At 68.6% G+C, this 21,959-nt stretch carries 16 protein-coding genes; 8 read left to right on the forward strand and 8 right to left on the reverse strand.

What is annotated here, in order from left to right; genetic code table 11:
• Positions 1 to 28: 28 nt before the first annotated feature.
• Positions 29 to 1,243: a DUF2637 domain-containing protein gene (locus OG448_RS13065; RefSeq protein WP_405553702.1), complete on the forward strand. Its 1,215-nt coding sequence runs from the start codon at positions 29 to 31 to the stop codon at positions 1,241 to 1,243.
• Between the two features lie 65 nt (positions 1,244 to 1,308).
• On the opposite strand, the gene lysS is transcribed toward OG448_RS13065, so the two are convergent.
• Entirely contained in the window at positions 1,309 to 3,051 is a 1,743-nt protein-coding gene (gene lysS, locus OG448_RS13070; protein ID WP_391295550.1) for a lysine--tRNA ligase, read from the reverse strand.
• Between the two features lie 153 nt (positions 3,052 to 3,204).
• Between lysS and argS the strand changes: the two genes are divergently transcribed.
• The 5 genes from argS (at position 3,205) to OG448_RS13095 (ending at position 8,004) form a co-directional block, all read left to right on the forward strand.
• Complete coding sequence (gene argS / locus OG448_RS13075; protein WP_405553704.1) at positions 3,205 to 4,974, forward strand: arginine--tRNA ligase; 1,770 nt, start codon at positions 3,205 to 3,207, stop codon at positions 4,972 to 4,974.
• Between the two features lie 158 nt (positions 4,975 to 5,132).
• Positions 5,133 to 5,384, forward strand: a complete 252-nt coding sequence (locus tag OG448_RS13080) for a hypothetical protein (protein ID WP_135789291.1) — start codon at positions 5,133 to 5,135, stop codon at positions 5,382 to 5,384.
• Positions 5,385 to 5,397: 13 nt separating this feature from the next.
• Positions 5,398 to 6,573, forward strand: coding sequence for a flotillin family protein (locus OG448_RS13085; RefSeq protein ID WP_405553706.1), 1,176 nt, complete (start codon positions 5,398 to 5,400; stop codon positions 6,571 to 6,573).
• Between the two features lie 207 nt (positions 6,574 to 6,780).
• Positions 6,781 to 7,164 carry a hypothetical protein gene (locus OG448_RS13090; protein ID WP_405553707.1) on the forward strand — a complete coding sequence of 128 codons (384 nt, stop codon included), beginning with the start codon at positions 6,781 to 6,783 and terminating at the stop codon, positions 7,162 to 7,164.
• 3 nt (positions 7,165 to 7,167) lie between these two features.
• Complete coding sequence (locus tag OG448_RS13095) at positions 7,168 to 8,004, forward strand: hypothetical protein (RefSeq protein WP_405553709.1); 837 nt, start codon at positions 7,168 to 7,170, stop codon at positions 8,002 to 8,004.
• 46 nt (positions 8,005 to 8,050) lie between these two features.
• Here the strand turns inward: OG448_RS13095 and hemB are convergent, their stop codons facing one another.
• The 4 genes from hemB to OG448_RS13115 all read right to left on the reverse strand — a co-directional run bounded on the left by hemB (position 8,051) and on the right by OG448_RS13115 (position 13,831).
• A complete protein-coding gene (hemB, locus tag OG448_RS13100; protein ID WP_405553711.1) occupies positions 8,051 to 9,043 on the reverse strand; it encodes a porphobilinogen synthase in 993 nt (330 codons plus the stop codon).
• Positions 9,044 to 9,110: 67 nt separating this feature from the next.
• Positions 9,111 to 10,043 (reverse strand): phosphotransferase, encoded by a 933-nt coding sequence (locus OG448_RS13105; protein ID WP_405553713.1) that lies wholly within the window; start codon positions 10,041 to 10,043, stop codon positions 9,111 to 9,113.
• A gap of 5 nt (positions 10,044 to 10,048) precedes the next feature.
• Positions 10,049 to 12,703, reverse strand: coding sequence for an ATP/GTP-binding protein (locus OG448_RS13110; protein ID WP_405553714.1), 2,655 nt, complete (start codon positions 12,701 to 12,703; stop codon positions 10,049 to 10,051).
• Between the two features lie 150 nt (positions 12,704 to 12,853).
• A complete protein-coding gene (locus tag OG448_RS13115; RefSeq protein ID WP_405553716.1) occupies positions 12,854 to 13,831 on the reverse strand; it encodes a helix-turn-helix domain-containing protein in 978 nt (325 codons plus the stop codon).
• Positions 13,832 to 14,232: 401 nt separating this feature from the next.
• Between OG448_RS13115 and OG448_RS13120 the strand changes: the two genes are divergently transcribed.
• Positions 14,233 to 15,066, forward strand: coding sequence for a helix-turn-helix domain-containing protein (locus OG448_RS13120; RefSeq protein ID WP_405553717.1), 834 nt, complete (start codon positions 14,233 to 14,235; stop codon positions 15,064 to 15,066).
• Positions 15,063 to 15,263: a DUF397 domain-containing protein gene (locus OG448_RS13125; RefSeq protein ID WP_405553719.1), complete on the forward strand. Its 201-nt coding sequence runs from the start codon at positions 15,063 to 15,065 to the stop codon at positions 15,261 to 15,263. The genes OG448_RS13120 and OG448_RS13125 overlap by 4 nt, the downstream gene beginning before the upstream one ends.
• Before the next feature lie 59 nt (positions 15,264 to 15,322).
• Here the strand turns inward: OG448_RS13125 and OG448_RS13130 are convergent, their stop codons facing one another.
• The 3 genes from OG448_RS13130 to OG448_RS13140 are packed head-to-tail and all read right to left on the reverse strand — an operon-like array spanning position 15,323 to position 21,869.
• Entirely contained in the window at positions 15,323 to 16,870 is a 1,548-nt protein-coding gene (locus OG448_RS13130) for an N-6 DNA methylase (protein ID WP_405553721.1), read from the reverse strand.
• On the reverse strand, positions 16,867 to 18,339 hold the full coding sequence (locus OG448_RS13135; protein WP_405553723.1) for a restriction endonuclease subunit S: 1,473 nt from the start codon (positions 18,337 to 18,339) through the stop codon (positions 16,867 to 16,869). The genes OG448_RS13130 and OG448_RS13135 overlap by 4 nt, the downstream gene beginning before the upstream one ends.
• Positions 18,336 to 21,869, reverse strand: coding sequence for a DEAD/DEAH box helicase family protein (locus OG448_RS13140; protein ID WP_405553725.1), 3,534 nt, complete (start codon positions 21,867 to 21,869; stop codon positions 18,336 to 18,338). Before OG448_RS13140 ends, OG448_RS13135 begins: the two co-directional genes overlap by 4 nt.
• Positions 21,870 to 21,959 lie beyond the last annotated feature (90 nt).

Here is a 21,959-nt window from a genome sequence, read left to right on the forward strand (position 1 = left end):
AGTGGCCGCGCCAATGCAGTTGACTCGGATGCACCGCGTTCTGATCGGCGTGGTCGTCACCGGCGCGCTGGTCATCGCCGGTATCGGCTTCGCCGGTTCGTACGCGGCCGTCCGGGAGCTGGCCCTGAAGAAGGGGTTCGGGAACTTCTCGTACGTGTTCCCGGTCGGCATCGACGCGGGCATCTGCGTACTGCTCGCCCTCGACCTGCTGCTGACCTGGATGCGCATCCCCTTCCCGATGCTGCGTCAGACGGCCTGGCTGCTCACGGCCGCGACGATCGCCTTCAACGGCGCCGCCGCCTGGCCCGACCCGCTGGGCACGGGCATGCACGCGGTGATCCCGATCCTGTTCGTGGTCTCCGTGGAGGCGGCGCGGCACGCGGTCGGCCGGATCGCGGACATCACCGCCGACAAGCACATGGAGGGCGTCCGCCTCACCCGCTGGATGCTCTCCCCGCTGCCCACCTTCCTGCTGTGGCGGCGGATGAAGCTGTGGGAGCTGCGCTCCTACGAGCAGGTCATCAAGCTGGAGCAGGAACGTCTCGTCTACCAGGCCCGGCTGCGCTCCCGCTTCGGCCGCGCCTGGCGCCGCAAGGCTCCGGTGGAGTCCCTGATGCCGCTGCGTCTGGCCCGCTACGGCGTCCCGCTCGCGGAGACCGCCCCGGCGGGCCTCGCGGCGGCGGGCATCGAGCCCGTACTGCTGCCCCCGGCACCAGGACTCCCCCAGCCGGCCCCGGCCGCGCTTCAGGCCGCGCCCGTACAGGCCCAGCCCGCCCCGGCCGAGCAGCCGCCGCCCCCTCCGGAGGCGGAGGACGAGAGCAGCCCGTGGTTCCACACGCCCCCGCGTGACATCGACTACCACGGCGGCTACGACCCGGCCTTCGACCCCGGCCCGGACCCCCAGTACTTCCCCGAGGAGCAGTACGGGGACTGGTACGAGGAGCAGCCCCCGGAGCGGTTCCAGCAGCCCTCCCCGGAGGAGACCGGCAGCTTCCCGATACCCGTCGGCCCGAACCGCACCCGCGAGTTGGGCGAGGGCGGGGGGCCTGCCGAGCCGGACGAGGAAGACCTGTACCAGGTCTTCCGCCAGTCGATAGACGGCAGTTACCCGACGGGCCCCATGCTCGCCGACAACATAAACGCCACCTTCGGCATCACCCTCGACCCCGGTGCCGCGAAGACACTGGCGGAGCGCTTCCAGCAGCGCCACATGGCGCAGATGGAAGAGGAGCACATCGCCTGATCAACGCGTACGCGAGGAGGGGGCGCCCGGTACGACACCGGGCGCCCCCTCCTCGTATGCGCGGCCTACTCCCCGAGCAGGGCCCGCACCCGGTCCTGCCCGACCGCAAGCAGCAGCGTGGGCAGACGCGGGCCGGTGTCCCGGCCGACGAGCAGGTGGTACAGCAGGGCGAAGAAGGTCCGCTGGGCCGTCTTGATCTCCGGCGGCAGCTCCTTGGGCGTGGCGTCGGCGGAGAAGCCGGCGCGTACCTTCGGGACGCCGTAGACGAGGTGGGTGAGGCCGTCCAGGGACCAGTTGTCCGCGAGCCCGTCGAGCAGCAGGCGCAGGGACTGGCGGGCCTCGTCGTCCAGCGACTTCAGCAGCTCGGCGTCCGGCTCCTCGCGCACGATGGTGCGCTGGTCGGCGGGGACGTAGGTGTTGATCCACGCCTCGGCCTTGTCGTACCGGGGGCGGGCGTCGGCGAGGTCGGTGATCGGGTTCGCCGGGTCCAGCTCGGAGAGGATGCGCAGCGCCTGGTCCTGGTGTCCGGCGGTGATGTCCGCGACCGAGGCGAGCGTGCGGTACGGCAGCGGGTGCGCGGTCTTCGGCAGCTCACCGGCGGCGGTGCCGACGGCGCGGGTGTACGCGGCGACGTCACCGGGGAGCGCGGAGCCCTCGGCGACCTTGGCGGCGAGCTTGTCCCACTCGTCGTAGAGCCGCTGGATCTCCTGGTCGAAGGCGATCTTGAAGGACTGGTTGGGGCGGCGGCGGGCGTACAGCCAGCGCAGGAGCTGGGGCTCCATGATCTTCAGCGCGTCGGCCGGCGTGGGCACCCCGCCGCGCGAGGACGACATCTTGGCCATGCCGGAGATGCCGACGAAGGCGTACATCGGGCCGATGGGCTGCTCGCCGTCGAAGATCCCGACGATCTGGCCGCCGACCTGGAAGGAGGAGCCCGGCGAGGAATGGTCGACGCCGGAGGGCTCGAAGATCACGCCCTCGTAGGCCCAGCGCATCGGCCAGTCGACCTTCCAGACCAGCTTGCCCCGGTTGAACTCGCTCAGCCGGACCGTCTCACCGAAGCCGCAGGCGGTGCAGGTGTAGGCCAGCTCGGTGGTGTCGTCGTCGTAGGAGGTGACGGTGGTGAGGTCCTTGCCGCACTCGCCGCAGTACGGCTTGTACGGGAAGTACCCGGCGGAGCCGGAGCTGCCGTCGTCCTCGGCGGCCGCGCCGGAGCCCTCCTCGGCCTCCAGCTCGGCCTCGTCGACCGCCTTCTGCTGCGGCTTCTTGCCCGGCGCCTTCTTGGTGCGGTACTGGGCGAGGATCGCGTCGATGTCCCCGCGGTGCTTCATCGCGTGCAGGATCTGCTCGCGGTAGACGCCGGAGGTGTACTGCGCGGTCTGGCTGATCCCGTCGAACTCCACACCCAGCTCGGCGAGCGCCTCGACCATGGCGGCCTTGAAGTGCTCGGCCCAGTTCGGGTACGAGGAGCCCTCCGGCGCCGGGACCGAGGTCAGCGGCTTGCCGATGTGCTCGGCCCAGGACTCGTCGACGCCCGCGATCCCGGCCGGGACCTTGCGGTAGCGGTCGTAGTCGTCCCAGGAGATCAGGTGCCGGACCTGGTGCCCGCGCCGCCGGATCTCGTCGGCGACCAGGTGCGGGGTCATGACCTCGCGCAGGTTGCCCAGGTGGATCGGGCCGGACGGGGAGAGCCCGGAGGCGACGACGACCGGTTTGCCCGGAGCCCGACGCTCCGACTCCTGGATGACGTCATCCGCGAAACGGGAGACCCAGTCGGTGGTCTCGGCGCTCTGAGCCACGATCGGCACGTCCTTCGGGTTGCAGCGTTGTGGTCCGACGGTCGCTCGCCCGCCGGCCCCTTCATAATCCCAGACACCCCGGCACGCGAAAAAACGGCTTTACCCCCCATGGGATACTGGCCGGGACCATCCATTCCCACGAGGAGAACGGCACCCTTACCTATGGCCTCGGTCACGTCCCTCCGCGACTCCGTCCAGCAGCACCTCGCCTCCGCCCTCTCGGCCGCCCTGCCGGAGGCCGCGGACGCGGACCCGCTGCTGCGACGAAGTGACCGGGCCGACTACCAGGCCAACGGCATCCTCGCGCTCGCCAAGAAGGCCAAGGCCAACCCGCGGGAGCTGGCCACGCAGGTCGTCTCCGGGATCACCACCGGCGACGTGATCGCGGACGTCGAGGTCTCCGGCCCCGGCTTCCTGAACATCACCGTCGCGGACAAGGCGATCACCGAGAACCTGGCCGCCCGGTACGCGGACGACACCGGCCGCCTGGGAGTGCCGTACGCCGCGCACCCCGGCACCACGGTGATCGACTACGCGCAGCCGAACGTGGCCAAGGAGATGCACGTCGGCCACCTGCGCTCGGCGGTCATCGGCGACGCGATGGTGCGGCTGCTGGAGTTCACCGGCGAGAACGTGGTCCGTCGGCACCACATCGGCGACTGGGGCACCCAGTTCGGCATGCTCATCCAGTACCTGGACGAGCACCCGCACGAGCTGGACCACAAGGAGTCCGAGGTGTCCGGCGAGGAGGCGATGTCCAACCTGGACCGCCTCTACAAGACCGCGCGCAAGCTGTTCGACTCCGACGAGGAGTTCAAGACCCGCGCCCGGCGCCGGGTGGTCGACCTCCAGGCGGGCGATCCGAAGACCCTCGCCATCTGGCAGAAGTTCGTGGACGAGTCGAAGATCTACTTCTTCTCCGTCTTCGACAAGCTGGACATGGAGGTCCGCGACCCCGACATCGTCGGCGAGTCCGGGTACAACGACATGCTCGCGGAGACCTGCCGCATGCTGGAGGAGTCCGGCGTCGCGGTCCGCTCCGAGGGCGCGCTGTGCGTGTTCTTCGACGACATCAAGGGCCCGGAGGGCAACCCCGTCCCGCTGATCGTCCAGAAGTCCGACGGCGGCTACGGCTACGCGGCCACCGACCTCTCCGCGATCCGCGACCGCGTCTTCAACCTCAAGGCGTCCACCCTGCTGTACGTGGTGGACGCCCGGCAGGCCCTGCACTTCCGGATGGTCTTCGAGACCGCGCGCCGGGCGGGCTGGCTGAACGACGACGTGACGGCGGTCCAGTTGGCCTTCGGCACGGTCCTCGGCAAGGACGGCAAGCCGTTCAAGACCCGTGAGGGCGAGACGGTCAAGCTGGAGAACCTGCTGGACGAGGCCGTCGAGCGGGCCACCGCCGTGGTCCGCGAGAAGGCCGAGAAGGTGGGCCTGACCGAGGACGAGATCGTCGAGAACGGCCGCTACGTCGGCGTCGGCGCCGTGAAGTACGCCGATCTGTCCACCTCGGCCGTACGGGACTACAAGTTCGACCTGGACCAGATGGTCTCGCTCAACGGCGACACCTCGGTGTACCTCCAGTACGCGTACGCCCGTATCCAGTCCATCCTCCGCAAGGCCGGCGAGGCCCGCCCCGCCGCCCACCCGGAGCTGGCGCTGGCCCCGGCGGAGCGCGCGCTGGGCCTGCACCTGGACCAGTTCGCGGAGACGGTACTGGAGGTGGCCGCGGCCCGCGAGCCGCACAAGATGGCCGCCTACCTCTACCAGCTCGCCTCGCTGCTGACGTCGTTCTACGACCAGTGCCCGGTGCTGAAGGCCGACTCCCCCGCCCAGGTGGAGAACCGCCTCTTCCTGGTCGACCTGACGGCTCGCACCCTGCACGAGGGCATGGCGCTGCTGGGCATCCGGACGCCCGGCAAGCTCTGACCCGTACGACAGGAAACGGCTCGGCCCGCCCCTGTGCGGACCGGGCCGTTTCTCATGTCGGCTCCCTTCAAAAGGCAGAGAAAACCTTGGTGTACGCCCGTCATCGTCAGGTCTATCGTCGGACCGGAGGACCAGAAACGACGGGAGGCAGCCGGGCGATGGCACAGGACGAAGCCGTGATCGGCTGCACGGGGGAACTGCTCATCGGCACGCGCGGCTCCGCCGGTCCCGGCGAGATCCTGGTGCGGGTCAGAGGCGGCTCCGAGACCTTCCTCGCCTGGTCGCAGGAGCCGCTGCCGCGCGGGGCGACCGTACTCGTGATCGAGTCACGGGGGCTGCGTGAGGTCGATGTCATCGCGTGGGGCGATCCATTGGACACGCTGGGCGGGATGTCCGCCGGCGTCGACTGAGGAGACGAGCAGTATGTTCGGTTACCGCGTTCCCGCCCCCGACGAGGCGATGCTGATCTCGGGTGGCAGGCGGGGACTGGGGGGCGCGCCGTTCCGGGTGGTGACGGGGCACGGGAAGTTCGTGCTCCCCGTGTTCCGCAAGGTCCGCTTCCTCACGCTGTCGATGTGCGAGGCCGAGGTCACCGAGACCTGTGTGACCAAGCAGGGCATCGCCCTGCACGTCCGCGCCGTGATCGCGTTCAAGGTCGGCAACGACCCGGAGAGCATCATCAACGCCGGCCAGCGCTTCCTCTCCGACCAGGAGCAGATGTCGGTGCTGACCGGGCGGATCTTCGCCGGCCACCTGCGCGCGATCATCGGTTCCATGACGGTCGAGGAGATCGTCACCGAGCGGCAGAAGCTCGCGGCCGAGGTGCTGGACACCTCGAAGACGGAGATGGCGAAGATCGGCCTGATCGTGGACTCGCTCCAGATCCAGTCGATCGACGACGGCAACACCGGTTACATCGACGCGATGTCCGCCCCGCACAAGGCGGCCATCCGGCGGCAGGCCCAGATCGCCCAGGCCCAGGCCAATCAGGCCGCCGCCGAGGCGGAGCAGGTCGCGGCCCGCAAGCAGGCGGAGTACGCCCGGCAGACCGCGGTGGTGCAGGCGGAGTACTCGGCGCAGGTGGACCGCGCCCAGGCCGAGGCCGCCCAGGCCGGTCCGCTGGCGCAGGCGCACGCGCAGCAGGAGGTGCTGGCCGCGCAGACCGAACTGGCGCTGCGGCAGGCGAAGTTGCGTCAGCAGCAGTTGGTCGCGGAGATCGTGAAGCCCGCGGAGGCCGAGGCGGAGCGGGTCCGGGTGCTCGCCATCGCGGACGCAGAGCGGATGAAGATCCAGGCCGAGGCGGCGGCCTCGCACGACCGGGTCGCCCTGGACCGGATGCTGATCGACCAGCTCCCGCAGATCGTGAAGGAGGCCGCGGGCGGCCTCAAGGGGGCGAACGTCAACGTACTGAACGGCGCCGACGGCCTCGGTGAGATAGCGGCCGGCCTGGTCGCCCAGGGCCTGACGATCCTGGACTCGGTCCGGAACAACCTCAGCGGCCAGAACGGCAACCGGCCGTCCGACGCCGAGCAGCCGGGCGGCCGCCTGGAGATCCAGGGCCCGGCCGCGCAGGAGCGGAAGGCCGGCGAGGAGAAGTAGCCGTCTCCCGGCCCCACACACGAACGGCACCGTCCCAGCGGGGGCGGTGCCGTTGCCGTATGCCGTCGTCGGCGGGTGCCTCTGCGGCGGGGCACGTGGCACGGGCATCGTCTCCGCCACCCGGTCGCGGAGAGGGCGTCCCCTCTGCCATGATCTGACTCCCCGTCTGGTCAAGTGCCGTGCAGCGCAGCACGGTTGGAGGATCGTATGGATGTGTCACTAGCGCAGTCGGTGGCCTCGGCCGTCGGCCAGGGAGCGCTGGACGCCGTGGGGGCGAGGGCGCTCGAAGTCCTGCTCGGCATGATCCGGCACCGGTTCCGTCGCGACGAGGAGGCGCTGTCCACGCTCGACGGCGCGGCGACGGACCCCGCCCCGCTGATCGCCTCACTGGACCGGTACATCGACAGCGACCCCGCCTTCGCCGACGATCTCCGCGACTGGCTCAAGGAGGCGGCGAACCGGGGCGCCGCGCCGACGACCCAGCTCGTGCACAGCAACCAGGTCTCCGGCACCGTCCACGGGTCCGTCATCCAAGGGCAGAACATCAAGGGACGCTTCACCTTCCGCGGCCTCATGGGCAGGGGCGACTGACCCGTGGAAGCACCAACCTCGTCCGACCGCACCAGCAACGAGATCTCCGGCGCCTCTGAGGTCGGCGGCAACGCGTACCAGGCCAAGCACATGCACTTCGGCGGCCGCCAGCTCGGCCTGACCGTGGTCGGGCTGGCCGCCGTCGGCGCGTTGACGTTCCTCGTGGTGCACGCCAACGCCGGCAGCGGCGGAGCGGGACAGCTCGCCGGAGCGGCCCAGCAGAGCGCGGCGGTCACCGGCGCGTCCCCCGCACCGTCGGCCAACTCGCCCTCGGCGAAGCCCAGTCCGTCCATTGTGAGCGAGGCCCGGGACGAGAAGCCGCCCGCCGTGGAGGCCAAGCCGAAGGTGACGCGGAAAGCAGCGACTCCCAGCACCCCGTACGCCCGCGACCGCCTCTACTGCGGTGAATGGCGGAGCTCCCCGTCAGGGTCCGGCCTCGTGGCGAGCGCCTGCTCCCAGATCACCGGAACCGATGCGGCGTTCGGCGTCAGGGTGAAGAACGTCAGCAGCAGCCAAGTGGTCGTCGACGTCTCGGTCAAGTACCTGCGCGGCGGAATGGCTACGGAGTGCCCTCAGGGGCCCTACTCGATGACCAAGGTCAGAATCGACGCCGGGCAGGTCTGGTACAGCAACCTGGGCCTGTGCTCCGCGCGCAACATGACGACAGGCAACTTCCAGGCCTTCGCCCTGGCGGTGGAGAACCCCGACGGGGACACCGACCTCAAGAACGGCGGCCCCAAGTACTCCCCCACCGCCGACTTCACCACCGACGGCGAGCTGACCTGCAAGCAGGAGGACAAGAGCTGGGGCTCCTGCGACGTCTACCGTCCGCAGGACTGACGGACCTGGGCGGAGCCCACCGGGCCCCGCCCACTCTGCGGCAGCCTCAGCGCAGCTTCTGCGCCACCTCGGTCGCCCAGTACGTGAGGATGTTCCGCGCCCCGGCCCGCTTGATGCCGGTCAGGGCCTCGAAGATGGCCCGGTCACGGTCGATCCAGCCCTTCTGGGCGGCGGCCTCGATCATGGAGTACTCGCCGGAGACCTGGTAGGCGGCGACCGGCACGTCCACCGCGTCGGCGACCCGCGCCAGGATGTCCAGGTACGGCCCGGCCGGCTTGACCATGACCATGTCCGCGCCCTCGGCGAGGTCCAGCTCCAGCTCGCGCAGGGACTCGCGGAGGTTCGCCGGGTCCTGCTGGTAGGTCTTGCGGTCGCCCTGGAGGGAGGAGCCGACGGCCTCGCGGAAGGGCCCGAAGAAGGCGGAGGCGTACTTCGCGGTGTACGCGAGAACCGCCACGTCCTCCCGGCCGATCTGGTCCAGCGCGTCCCGGACGACCCCGATCTGGCCGTCCATCATGCCGCTCGGGCCCACCACATGGGCGCCCGCGTCGGCCTGGACCTGCGCCATCTCGGCGTACCGCTCCAGCGTGGCGTCGTTGTCGACGCGGCCCTCGGCGTCCAGCACCCCGCAGTGGCCGTGGTCGGTGAACTCGTCCAGGCACAGGTCGGCCATGACCAGCAGGTCGTCGCCGACCTCCGCGCGCACGTCGCGCAGGGCGACCTGGAGGATGCCGTCGGGGTCGGTGCCCGGCGTGCCGAGCCCGTCCTTCTTCGACTCCTCCGGCACCCCGAAGAGCATGATCCCGGAGACGCCCGCCTCGGCGGCCTCCAGCGCGGCCTTCTTCAGGCTGTCGCGGGTGTGCTGCACGACACCGGGCATCGCGGCGATCGGCACCGGCTCGCTCACGCCCTCCCGGACGAACGCCGGAAGGATGAAGTCGGCCGGATGCAGCCGCGTCTCCGCGACCATCCGACGCATGACGGGCGAGGTCCGCAGCCGCCGCGGCCGCGCACCGGGAAAGGAACCGTACTTCGACATGCCTTCTACGCTACGCCCGCTCATCCCGTGCCTTTACCGACGCGCAGTCGGCCTGTCGGCCGCTCTGTCAGGCACCGAGCACGTGCCCGTCGATCGAGTCCACGAAGTGGATCAAGGCACGGTGGATGGTCCGCTTGTCCGGGTCGGGGAAGCGGACGTTGTGGCGGAAGTAGCGGTGGAAAGCGATGATCAACGCGGCGTGCTCGATCTCCAGCGGCAGCCCCGTGAGGTCAGCGCGGGTCAGGGTGGCGATGGAGCGGTAGCCGTCGACCAGGGCTCGCGCCCGGGCGGGAACGAGCGCGTTGTCCTCCTGGGCGAGGCCGACGACTGCCATGCCCAGATCCAGGAGCGGGTCGTCGAGGGACAGGGTCTCCCAGTCCAGGATCGTCAGCCGCGAGCCCCCGCTGATCACCAGGTTGTCGGCGAACAGGTCGCCGTGAGTGATCCTGGGGGTCCGCTGGGTCCCGGCCTCTGCGGAACGGACGCGGTCGAGCCTCGCGGTCAGCCAGTCGGCGAAGGCACGGTCCTCGAAGCGCGGGATGTGGTCGAGATGGGCCGCGGAGAGGCGCCGGGTGCCGACCGGTACGTCCGTGAGACCGGCCGAAGTCGGGTCGATGGCGTGGAGCTGTGCCAGGGCACGACCGGCATCCGCGAGCAGCGCCAATGGCAAAGGCTCGATCACCTCGCCGTCCACCCACCTCTTCAGGATCACAGTGGAGTCACCCAGCGGGGCAGTCAGCGACCCATCGCGGGCGGGGATGACCTCGATGGTGGGGATGCCGGCACGAAACAGGGCCTGGGTGTGTGCGGCCAGGCGCCGGGCACTACGGGCATCGTGGTTGTCCAGGATCGTGAGGACATAGGCCCCGCTCGGGCTGCAGACACGGAAGCTCGAGTTGGCGGCACCGCCGGGTAGGGCCGTCAGCCTCGGCTGCTCGATGCCGTATCCGTCGGCCAGTGCGGACACGTCGATCTGGTCGAGCGTGGTGTAGTTCGCCACCGGGTTTACGCTCCTCTGTTCGCTGCGGCTTCCCGCCGCCGATCGGCTACAAGGGCCGCCCATCGGGCTTGGGTCTGCTGTACACCGTCGAGCCATTGCGCGGCAGGCAGCTCACTGGGTCGCTGGTCACCTCTCATGAGGTAGGTGAGCTCCATCAGGTAAGCGAATTCCTCGCCTCGCACCGACGTAGCCAGCCGATCCCGTGCAGCCTCCAACAGCGCGGGGGAGTCGAGGACGGCGGCATGGAAGCAGGCGGCGAGATGCACGTAGGCGACGGAGGAGGTCAGTCCCGCTTCCCGTGCCAGCACTGCTACCTGCTCCGCGCGCTCCGGCAGATCGGTCGCCATGCCGGCGTCGCGGACCAACACGGCGATCTCCACTTGGATCTCTGCCCAGCGAATGGACGCGTGTCCGAGCAGGTCTTTCGCACGAGCGATCTGCTCTGCGGCGCGGGGCCTGTCCTGGAAGGCGGAGGCGAAGGACAAACACGCCTGGGAGAGTGCCGCCTCACCGGACTGCCCTGTACTCAGGGCCTCGTCGCGGCTGGCGGCGTAGGAGGCGCACGCGAGGGCAACGGAGCCCTGGCTCCACCACAGGTCTCCCAGTACGCGATCGCGCCGCCCCTCGGTTCCGAGTGTGGCGACGGCATCACGAACCTGCGGGAAGCACCCCACTCGGCGGGCGAGGTGGGCCTGTCCACGAGCGGCCGTTGCTGCCAGTCTGCCGCCGATGTCGATGACCTGCTGCATCCCGGATAGCGACGCCTGGAAGTTGCCCAGGTCTCGGTCGCACTCGGCGAGAAAGTACTGCGGCAGCTCTCGCAGTGTCTCCGGGAGATGCCCGGACGCAAGGACCCGCCGCAGCGTCTCGGCGGTCAGGCTGCGGTGTCGGCGCTGTCGGCCGGCGACGGCGGTCAGCGTCACCGACAGCGCGTGGGCCGGGGTGGTGATCGAGGCCAAGTCGCTCATGTCGGTGCCCGCAGTACCGAGGGGTTCCCAGATGAAGTCCTCGACGTAACGGAAGGCGGCATCTTCCAGCCAGCCGAGGTCGAGGCGGTAGTCGTTCGCCAACCGCAGTCCCTGGCGGAGGGACGCGACCAACCGAGTACGGTCCCGGTCGGACTCCAGGCCCAGGGCCTGGAAGGCGCGCAGGGCTGCCCGCTGCCAGTCGGCCTCGCTCCAGCGGTCCTCACTGGTGGAGTCCGCTTCTCGGACCGTTCCACGGATCAAGTCGTGAAGCCGGAAGGGCCAGGGAGCGGCCGGGTCGGCATCAACGAACGGGCGTTCGGCCAGATCCATCGCAGGCGCGTCGTGATCTAGGCCGGCGGCGGTCGTGGCCAAGCTGATCGAGAAGGAGTCGAGCAGGCTCACCGAACGTAAGACCCGTCGTGTCTCCGGCGCCAGATCCCGGAACGTGCGCGCGACCAGTGCGGGGAAGTCGAGATTGAATTCGTGCACGTCGGGGGCGCGTCCGCTGCGGCGGTAAAGGTCCAGGAACCGCATGACGGCGAGGTCGAGGTAGAGCGGCAGTCCGTAGGAGTTACGGGTGATGAATCGGCGTGCGCGGTCGTCCAGCAGAGGTTCCCCGCCGATGGTCAGCCGCTCGCACAGATAGATTTCACAGTCTTCGGCCGACAGGTACCCGACTGTGTGCTGCCGGGGCTCCTCAAGGGCGCCGCCGACGAGTTGCGGCCAGTACTCCGGTCCGGCCCAGTCGAGTTGTCCCTCCAGGGTGGCATCGGCCCACTGCAACCGGTTCCGGCCGGTGACGACGAATAGCGCGTTCGGCATCAGCCATACAACACGCTGGAGCAGCTTCTCCAAGTCCCGATGTCCTCGGTGACCGGCCTCCTCGAAGGTGTCCAACATGACGACCGGCGTGACACGGTGCTTCTCGGGGAGTTGTTCCAGATCCCAGGCGAGCAGGTGGGCGAAGTAGCTGAGCGTGTCCTGGTTGGGCTCAGCCTCCAGCAGGTCGGCCAGCCTCCGGCATCCGGCGAGTGTCCGCACCCGATGACGTCGGTCGCGCAGCGCCCCCACGAGTGCCCGCAGGCCGACACCCACCAGGGCACCTGCAGTGCCGGGGAGGGTCACAGCCTGGGCGGCGTCGGAGAGCACCGACTGCATCTGCTGAGGCAGCACATTGGAGCCGGGCAGCCGGCTGAACCACGTTCGGTGCCGAAGGTATTCCTCAAGTGGCTCGCCCGGGTGCACGGTCTGCCAGTAACGCTGGAAGGCGATGTCGAACGCGGGCATCGCGTGGCCCAGATCCGCCACCGCCAACCGCAGGGCAAGCATCAGCGACTCCACGTCCGCGCCTGTCTCACGGGACAGGTCGATACGTATGGGCAGTACGCGACCCACACTTGGGTGCAGCGGGGGCCAGTCCTCCCTGCCGCTGATACCGTCCGCGAGCCGGTCGGCCACGCCACGGGACAGCGTCGATTTCCCGATGCCGCCGACGCCGTAGAAGACCAGGACGTTGCGGCGCGGGGCTTCCAGATCTTGGACGTCGAACCCAGGAGCACGCACCCGTTCGGTGTGGCGCACCAGGCTTTCGGCCACAGACGCCCACTCGCCCTGCCGGTCGGCGAAGAAGTCGACGGCCTTCAGTTCACGATCGTTGGACCGGAACAGTGCGCGCAGATCAGAGCCGGACACCCCACACCCCCAAGCCACGAGACGGACCTCGCCAGCTCAACAGTCTTCCTGATGGAACGTCAAGGGGCATCGAGTCGGCCAGAATCACCCGACCCACCACCACCTTTTAGTCGCCCTCTCGCCGCGGCCAGGCTCAAGAGACGACCGAGCTCAGGCCGCCCGACCTGCCGCGAACCCGGACCGGCAGTCCCTGCACAGCCCCGGCTCGGCCGCCCGGAATCCCCGGTCGCAGCCCTCGCAGTTCCACATGGGGTGGGGGGCCGTCGCGGGATGGGTGGGCGGCGCGGTGGGCTCGGGCAGGGGTGGCGGGAGCTGGTTCCGCAGGCGGTAGGCGATCAGCGCCGCCGGGCTCTCCAGGACCGCGGGCAGGCCCGACGTCAATGTGTGGATCACGGTGGAGGCGCCCGCGCCGACGTCGAACCAGGCGGTGACGGCGGGCGCGAGCCGGTGCACGTCCCGGCGGGACAGGGTGAGCCGGGCGTCGGTGCGACGCAGGCCCGCGAGGAGCGTGGCGGCCCGGTCGTCGCGGGGGTGGAGTGCGGCGTCGTCGGCAGGTGATTCGAGTTGGTCCGCTCGTGCCGGGGCGGCGGGCGGCGTGACGGGCGTGACGGCTGCCTCGGACACCTGTGCTGCCGGGGGCGCCGGTTCCGCCCGGCCCGCGCGCCGGTCGTCCTCCTGCGGCTCGGCCTGGGCATCCCGCGAGGGCCGGGGTACCGGCCTGCGCGCTCGGGGCGCCGCGGCAGGACCGGGTACGGCGGGTACGTGGACCGGAAGGTGGTGAGCGTAGGTGCGGGTGGCGATACGCCCGCTCTCCGTACGCTCCCGCACCCGCCGGAGATACCCGTGCGCCTCCAGCTCCCGCAGGGCGAAGGCGATCCGGTCGCGCCCCTCGGGAAAGCGCTCGGCGAGACTGCGGATGTCGACGGGGGCGCCCTCGGGCAGCGACAGGATGTGCGCGGCCAGCCCGATGGCGGTCAGCGACAGCGCGGGGTGCTGGAGGAGGTGGTTGCCGACGACCGTGAACCGGTCCGGCTGGTGGGCCCGTACGTGGGTGACACCGGACGGGGTGTCGGTACGCCGAACCTCATGAATCCGGCGCGGGGCAGGGTTAGGCTTCTTCTCAGCCATGGGGAAGGGCTCTGTCTTCCTCGTTGGTCAGGCCCTCGCACTGGGATTGCCGTCCCGGCGGGGGCCGAAGCATGTGTGGGGTTGTCAAGGCAGGCACGTCAGCGCCTCGGGGCGAGCCTGCACGCCCACGACCACGCCACGCCAGCCCTTCCGGCCCGTTTCACCCAACCGGGTGATCCACGCGAGGTTTGGCCTGGTAGGTAGGTTTCTTTCCCCGGGTTCTTTGGTCTTTTTACGTCCCGTGCCCCCGGCTCCCACCCGACCGCCCTACGGACTCCCTGGCGCCGGTGGGCCGACCGTCAAGGCGATTTCACCGAATCACGTCACACAGCGTGTTCACTCCTGCGACCTTGTGAAAAAGCCCTGTTGGGGCACAGGGAGTGCACGAAGGGACGGCGAGCGTGAGGAACTGGGACGCGGAGCTGGAGGACGACGAGTCCGGTGCGGTCATCCGGGCGGTCGGCCGTCAGTTGAAGCTGTGGCGCGAGGCGGCCGGCCTCACCCGGGCCGACTTCTCCACGGCCATCGGTTACGGGGAGGACCTCGTCTCCTCCGTGGAGCAGGGACGGCGCATTCCGCGCCCGGAGTACCTGGACGTGGCCGACCGGGTACTGGAAGCGGGTGGCCGCGTCGCCGCCATGCAGCGGGACGTGGCGGAGGCCCGGTACCCGAAGAAGGTGCGAGACTTGAAACGCCTGGAGGCGGAGGCGGTCGAGCTGGGCGCGTACAACAACTCGGTGATTCACGGGCTGTTGCAGACGGAGGAGTACGCGCGGGCGGTGTTCAGTAGCCGTCGGCCCGCTTTCAGCGAGGACGAAGTAGGGCGGCGCGTCACCGCCCGGCTGGCACGCCAGGAGATCCTGGACGCCCAAGTGGGCTGCCCAGCCTTCAGTTTCGTCCAGTGCGAGTCGACACTTCGCAGGCCCATCGGAGGCAAGATGGTGATGCGACACCAGCTCGAACACTTGCTGGAGATGGGGAGAAGGCGCAACGTGGACCTCCAGATCCTGCCCCTCGGCTGTGAGGAGAACTCGGGAACGGATGGTTCGTTCCGCCTCCTCAAGCTGAGAAACGGCACTACGGTGGCCTTCAGCGAAGCGCCTCTCAGCAGCCGAGTGATGACCGACCCCAAGGAAACGACGGTCCTCGACATCCGCTACGGAGTCATCCGGGCGCAGGCACTCAGCCCGCAGGAGTCGATGACGCTCATCGAGAAAGCGCTGGGAGAGACGTGACCCTCATCGAGACGCCCGACACCGAAACGCGGTGGATAAAGAGCAGCTACAGCACTGCGGACGGCCCCGACTGCGTGGAAATCGCCGCCACCCCGGCCACCATCCACATCCGCGACTCCAAGAACCCAGACGGCCTCCGCCTTGCCCTCACCCCCGCGGCCTGGGCCACGTTCCTGCCGTACATCTCCCCACGCTGACATGGCGAACGCCTGAGGCCCGCGCCCGAGTTGACCGACGCGGACCTCAGGAGCGCCTGTCAGCCCTCGTCCGAGGCTTCCTCCGCTGCCGGACGCTCACCACGGGCCTGCTGAAGCGTCTCAGCGATCGCGGCGAACTCCTCCAGCGCGGCCTGGAGATCCTCAACGATTTCGGCGGCCAGCACTTCGGGCGCGGGCAGGTTGTCCGCGTCGTCGAGGCTCGGGTCGCGGAGCCAGGTGATGTCGAGGTTGGCCTTGTCGCGGGCGATCAGCTCGTCGTAGGTGTACGCCTTGAAACGTTCCGTCTCCACGCGCTTGGAGCGGTCCTCGTCGGGCCGGTAGCACTGGACGAAGTCCTCAAGAGACGCCCGGGTGAGGGGGTTCTGCTTGAGGGTGAAGTGCTGGGCCGTACGGAAGTCGTAGACCCACAGCTTCTCGGTCCACGGCTGGTTGGGCCGGGCCCGCTTGCGCTCGAAGAACAGCACGTTGGCCTTGACGCCGCCCGCGTAGAAGATGCCGGTGGGCAGCCGCAGCATCGTGTGGACGTCGTACTCCTTGAGCAGGCGCCGGCGGATGGTCTCGCCCGCACCGCCTTCGAAGAGCACGTTGTCCGGTACGACGACTGCCGCGCGACCGTCGATCTCCAGCAGAGAGGCGATGTGCTGCACGAAGTTGAGCTGCTTGTTGGTCGTGGTGACCCAGAAGTCACGTCGCTCGTAGGCGATCGCCTCACGGGCGGCGGAACCGTCTTCGCCGTAGACGGTGATGGACGACTTCTTGCCGAAGGGCGGGTTGGCCAGGATCAGGGTCGCGCGCTGGGTGGGCGGGGCGGCGAGGGCGTCGGTGGTGTGCACCAGTGCGCTTCCGGTCGGCTGCCCGATGCCGTGCAGGAAGAGGTTCATCGCAGCGAGACGCGCGGTGTTCCTGACCAGCTCGGTGCCCGAGATGCCGCCGCCACTGAGGTGCTTGCGCTGCTCAGGGGTGAGCTGGTTGCCGTACTCGTGGAGGATGTACTCGGCGGCGGCGAGCAGGAAGCCTCCGGTGCCGCAGGCGGGGTCGGTGATCCAGTCTTCCGGAGTCGGGCGGACGCAGTCGACGATGGCCTGGATCAGCGGGCGGGGCGTGAAGTACTGCCCCGCACCCGACTTGACGTCCTCCGCACCACGGGCAAGCAGTTCCTCGTAGGCGTCGCCCTTGATATCGGTCTTCTGACCGGACCAGTTCTCCTTGTCGATCAGGTCCTTGACCAGGCGCTTGAGCTTGGCAGGGTCGTGGATGCGGTTCCTCGCCCCGTTGAAGATCAGGTGGAACGTGGTGCCCTTGAGCTGGTTTCCGAGATCTTCGAGGAGTTGGGTGTACGCGGCCTCGAGCGCGGCGCCGTCGTTCTTCAGCAGCTCCTGCCAGCCACGGTTCTCCCAGACCGAACCCTCGGGCATGATCTGCTCGCGGAACATCGGGGGCCGACTCTGCGCCTCGTGCGCCATCTTCAGGAACACGAGAAGCGTCAACTGCTCAACGTAGTCGATGGTGGAGACACCGTCGTCGCGCAGGACGTGGCAGTAACTCCAGAGCTTGTCGACAAGCCGACGGGCCTCGGTCGTGGTCACGAGGGGATCTCCAGGTCGAGGGTGGGCTGGGTGGCGGTGGCGAGGGCCAGGCCGTCGCTCAGGAGTGGCGGAGGCGTGTCGTTTACATCGGCAGTATCTGGCGTGCGCTTCCGTTGGACAGGCGCCCGGCGCGGGCTCCGGCGCCCAGAACTCGCCGCTCCGGCGGCCTCCCGCTCGGTACGGATACGAGCAAGCAGGGCGTCGGCAGGTTCGTCGGCCGGGCCTTGTCTAACAAGCCGTCCAGCGAAGGCCTGAGTGAGCAGCGCATGCCGAAGTGTGGCAGAGCGCTGCATCACGAGCTTGGCCTCATCCTGAAGCCGAAGTGCGGCTCTCGACTGTTCATCAAGCTCACACAGAATACGATCTTGCTCATCCAATGGCGGAATTGGAATCTCGATAGCCCGAATGACACTGAGGTTGAGATTCTTTTGCACGCCACCAGAAGAGAGTTTCCGGTTTTCTTCGTACTTCGCCTGGAGCGCCGCTTTGACCCAGGGTCTACGACTTTCGAACTCAGGTTTCAGAGCGATGCTTGCACAAGCTTGGTTGGTGGTAGCCCAGATGCGTAGCTCGGTGCACTTCCCCCTGGTCTTCCCCTCCCCATACATAGCCACGAGCAGAGTCCCTGGCGGAAGCAGACGGAGCGAAGTCTCCTCCAGCGCTTTTTTAGTGATGTATTGACTCACACCGTCGACATAGGATTCGTTCACAAGGCTACTTGTCACCCAAGGGATGTCACCTCCCTCGTAATACTCCTGGCGAGACCGTAGCGGCGTCGATCCACTTCCAACCTTGGCGATATCTCCGATGCGGACAATGGGCCAGGATGACGCAGGCTGCTCAAGCTGCAACAACTTCTGTGCGACCAAGACGCTGTACTGAGCAGTCTTCCTAAGCGCATCAGCGACGGATCGGTCCCCGGCCTCGAGCCGCGACAGTTGCTCTTCGATCGCGGCAACGATGCGTCGTTGCTCCTCCACCGGCGGCACGGGCACCTGCCAAGCAGCAAGCCTCGCGGATCCAATGTGGTGGATACCTACACCACGCGAGTGTTCGACGAAGGCTCCTCGAATGGCTTCGCTACGCAGGAAGTACAGCAAGTAATGAGGGTCTACGCCATAACTCCGAACCCGGATCAGCGTGTTCTGAAGACAGCAGTCAGAGATTTCATCGTTCCAGATGGCGGGCTTACCGACCTCGGAGGCGCTACCAGACGCCTCGCTCAGTACGATGTCTCCCTTTTTCAGCCTGTAGATGGCAACCTCGTCGTCCGTGAAGTTCATTTCCTTCACGTCGTCGAGCTTAAGTCCATTCCAGCCCACATTCGCAGCCCGCAGATACGGCCTCATCTGGGTACCGGAGTGATTCTTGGGCGATCGCTGTCGACCAAGCCGCACCTCGGCGACCTCATCCAGCCGAACCCGGACCCACCCCTCCGGCAACTCCGAAGGAATACCGCCCTCGATCACGCGCCCAACTCCCGTCCCAGCTCACTCAAGATCTCAGCCCCGCGATCAGCCCCGAACTCCCGAAGGAACCCGTCCACGCCTCCACGCTCAATGAAGGGTACGTCCTTCAAATGCTCGGGTTCGATGGCCGCATCCGTGGCGATCACGTCGACCATCCGGTCCAGCCACCACACCTGGTCCGCCGTGAACACGGCCCCCGCCTGCTCCTGCCGGGCCCGCCACGCGGCGTACCGTTCCTCCACCAGCGCCCGGTAAGGCCGTACCTCCTGGTCCAGCCCCAACTCGAAGCGCAGCAGCCCGATCAGGTCGACGACACCAGCCGCGCCCCGCGGATGCCGGGTCGCCTTGCCGAGCTGTACATACGCGTCGTACAGCCGAGCCGGAGTCCACTGGAACGGGGGACGCTCGATCTTGCGGGCGAGGTCCCGCAGCCGCCGGTAGACCTCCTTCGGCTCCCGCCGCTCGCTGAACGCGAGGTTGAACGCGGCGATCTCGTCCTGGTGGTCCTTGATGTACTGCTTCCACGAGGTCACCCGCCGCATCGCCAGCTCGTCCGCCGTGATGCCGCGCGCCTCCTTCACCTCGTCCACGCTCACCTCGTCGATGACGATGTCGTGCGCGCGGCGCATGGCCATCAGCCGGTCCCGCAGCTCGCGGTTCGAGGCGATCGGCTTCAGGGCGTTCAGCATGTCCTGCCGCACCTGCTCCTGGCCGCCGATGCGCCGGGCCCGCTCCTGCTGGTCGGGGTCGACGGACTGGACCAGACCGCCGACGATCTTCCGAAGCGGCTGGCCGGCGAGTTCCTCGATCTCCTCTCGCTCCTCAGGCTTGAGCTGCTGGTCCAGACGAGCCAGACGACCCGCCAGCGTGGCGACCTCGTCCTCGGTCATCGCCAGACCCGCCGTCTTGGCCATCAACCGCTCCAGCGGGATCTTCCGCTCGGAGATCCGGCTCAGCGGGCGCGCGTCCACGCGGGGCGAGTCAGTGACACCGACCGCGTCGACGATCACGAACCGCTCCTTGACCTCGGCGTCGGGCGTCACCGCCTGGAACTCCGCCGCGTCCACGGTCCGGGAGCCACGCCCCTTCATCTGCTCGAAGTAGGCCCAGCTCTTCACGTCCCGCAGGAAGAACACGCACTCCAGCGGCGGGATGTCGGTCCCGGTGGCGATCATGTCGACGGTCACCGCGATCCGCAGCTCGGGGCTGTTGCGGAACGCCTTGATCAGTTCGGCGGGCTTCTTCGCGGCGTGCGTGATCTTCCTGCAGAAGTCGTCGCTCTCGCCGAAGACCTGCCGGACCATCTGGACGATCTCGTCGGCGTGGTTGTCGTCCACCGCGAAGATCAGCGTCTTCGGCACGTGGGTACGCGTCCGCTGGGCATCCCCTTCCCCCACCGGCGGGAAGATGTCCGTGAACAGGTGCTTGCGGAAGGTCTCGATGACGAGCTTCAACTGGCCCTTGCTGATGACCTGGCGGCCCAGCTGGGTCGCCTTCCACTCCAGGTCCTCCTCCAGCTCCTGGTACCGCTCCCGCCGGGTCTTGCGCTCGCGCATCGGGACGACCGTCTCCGCCGGGATGGTGCCGCCCTTCTCTCCCAGCTCCGTACGGATACGGAAGACGTCGAAGTCGACGTTCACGCCGTCGGCGACCGCCTGCTCGTACGGGTACTCGCTGACCAGGTTCTGGAAGAAGAAGCCGAAGGTCTGGGCGACCGGGGTGGCGGTCAGGCCGACCAGGTGCGCGTCGAAGTACTCCAGGACCGCGCGCCACTTGCCGTAGATGGAGCGGTGGCACTCGTCGACCACGATCAGGTCGAAGGACTCCGGCGGCAGGGCCGGGTTGTAGCCGACCGCCACCGGCTCGTCGACGAGGTCGTAGCGGTCGAGAGCCTCGTTCTCGTCGTCCGCGCTCGGCACCGCCTGGCCCGTCAGCGCGAGCCACAGCCGCTGCACGGTGGACACCACGACATGCGCGGAGCCAAGGACGGTGTCCCCCGCCATGCGCTGCACGACGTACAGCTCCGTGAACTTGCGGCCGTCGTCCGGGGTGTCGAAGTTCTCGAACTCGGTGGCGGCCTGGGTGCCGAGGTTGTTCCGGTCGACGAGGAAGAGGATGCGCTTGGCGTTCGCGTGCTTGAGCAGCCGGTAGCTCTCGCTGACCACCGTGTACGTCTTGCCGGCGCCGGTCGCCATCTGGATCAGGGCGCGCGGGTCGTCCTTGGCCAGGGAGAGCTCCAGGCCGTTGATCGCCTTCTCCTGCGCCGGACGCAGGTCCTTCGAGTCGAGGAAGGTCTGCGGAAGGCGCCGCATCCGGGCCCGCAGGGTCGGCGCCGTGGGGTCCGCCTCGGCCTCCTCGACCCAGCGGGCGATCGTGTCCGGGCGGTGCACCGCGAAGACCTCACGAGTACGCGGGGACGGGTCGAGGTCGTTGTGGAAACGGACCGTGTTGCCGTCGGCGACGTACCGGAAGGGCAGGCTGGCGCGCCAAGCGCTGAGCTGCTGGCTGCGGGTGAGGCCGGTGGCGTAGCGGGCGGCCTGCTGCATGGCGGCCTCCAGGTCGGCGCCTTCCCGCTTGGCCTCTATGACGCCGACCAGGCGCTGGTCGACGTAGAGGAGGTAGTCGGCGCGGCCGACGGCGGTGGAGACTTCCCGGACGGCGACGCCCTGGCCTGCGTACAGGTTCTTCGCGCTGTCGTCCTGGACGGCCCAGCCCGCCTTCTCGAGAATGCGGTCAAGCTCCGTACGGACCTGCGCCTCGCTCATGGGAGGCTTGGCGGCCTTCTGGGCATGGGCGATGAACTCGTCACGCTGCGAGGCACCGTCCAGCGGGCGGGCGACCGTACGGGACTCCACGGCCGGAGCCGTCAGTTCGGTGATCTTGTCGCTCAGTTCGGCGACCAGATCACGCAGAGCGGCCCGCTCCTTCTCGGCACGGGCCAGTTCCGCCTCGGCCTGCGCGCGCGCCGCCTGCTCCCGCTCCAGGCGGCTGTGCTTGCCGTCGTAGCGAAGGCGGGCCTCCTCCAGCCGACGGCGGTAGGCGCCGAGCTCGGTGCGAAGCTTGTCCAGCTCCTGCTGGTCGGCGACGGTCGCGGGCGCAGGGGCGGCCTCGGACGGGGCGGGCGCCAGGAAGACCCTGTGAGCCGTGTCGGACTGGTCGAGGGAGCGGTGCAGCCAGTCGCCGAGGCGGAAGCACATCTCCACGGACTGGAGTGCCTCACGGACGTTGGCGTAGTACTCGTGGACCGCTCGGTTGCCCGTCGTACGGATCGCCTCGAACCAGGCACGCACCTGCGGTACGAGGACGTCTGCCCTGGTCAGGGCGTTGATCCGGTCGACCTGCTTGTTACCGGGCACGGTGATCCCGAGCAGGGTCACGAGATGCCGCGCCATGATCTCGCCGTAGAGGCGAGTCTTCACCATGGCCGCGTGCGGATCGGTGTGGACGTACGACTCCGCCGCACACCCCAGCGTCACCAACAGCGGCTCATGCTGAAGCAGATGCCCGAAGTTGGCTGAGCCCGCCGCCAATCGCGCGACCTGATCGGCGTCCCCACCGGACGGGCTCCCAGCTGCCGCCGTCACCATGCTTTCCCCCAGCTCTCTGGTCGTCATGCCATG

Origin of the sequence: Streptomyces sp. NBC_01171, assembly GCF_045039805.1 — a bacterium.
Lineage (GTDB): Bacteria > Actinomycetota > Actinomycetes > Streptomycetales > Streptomycetaceae > Streptomyces.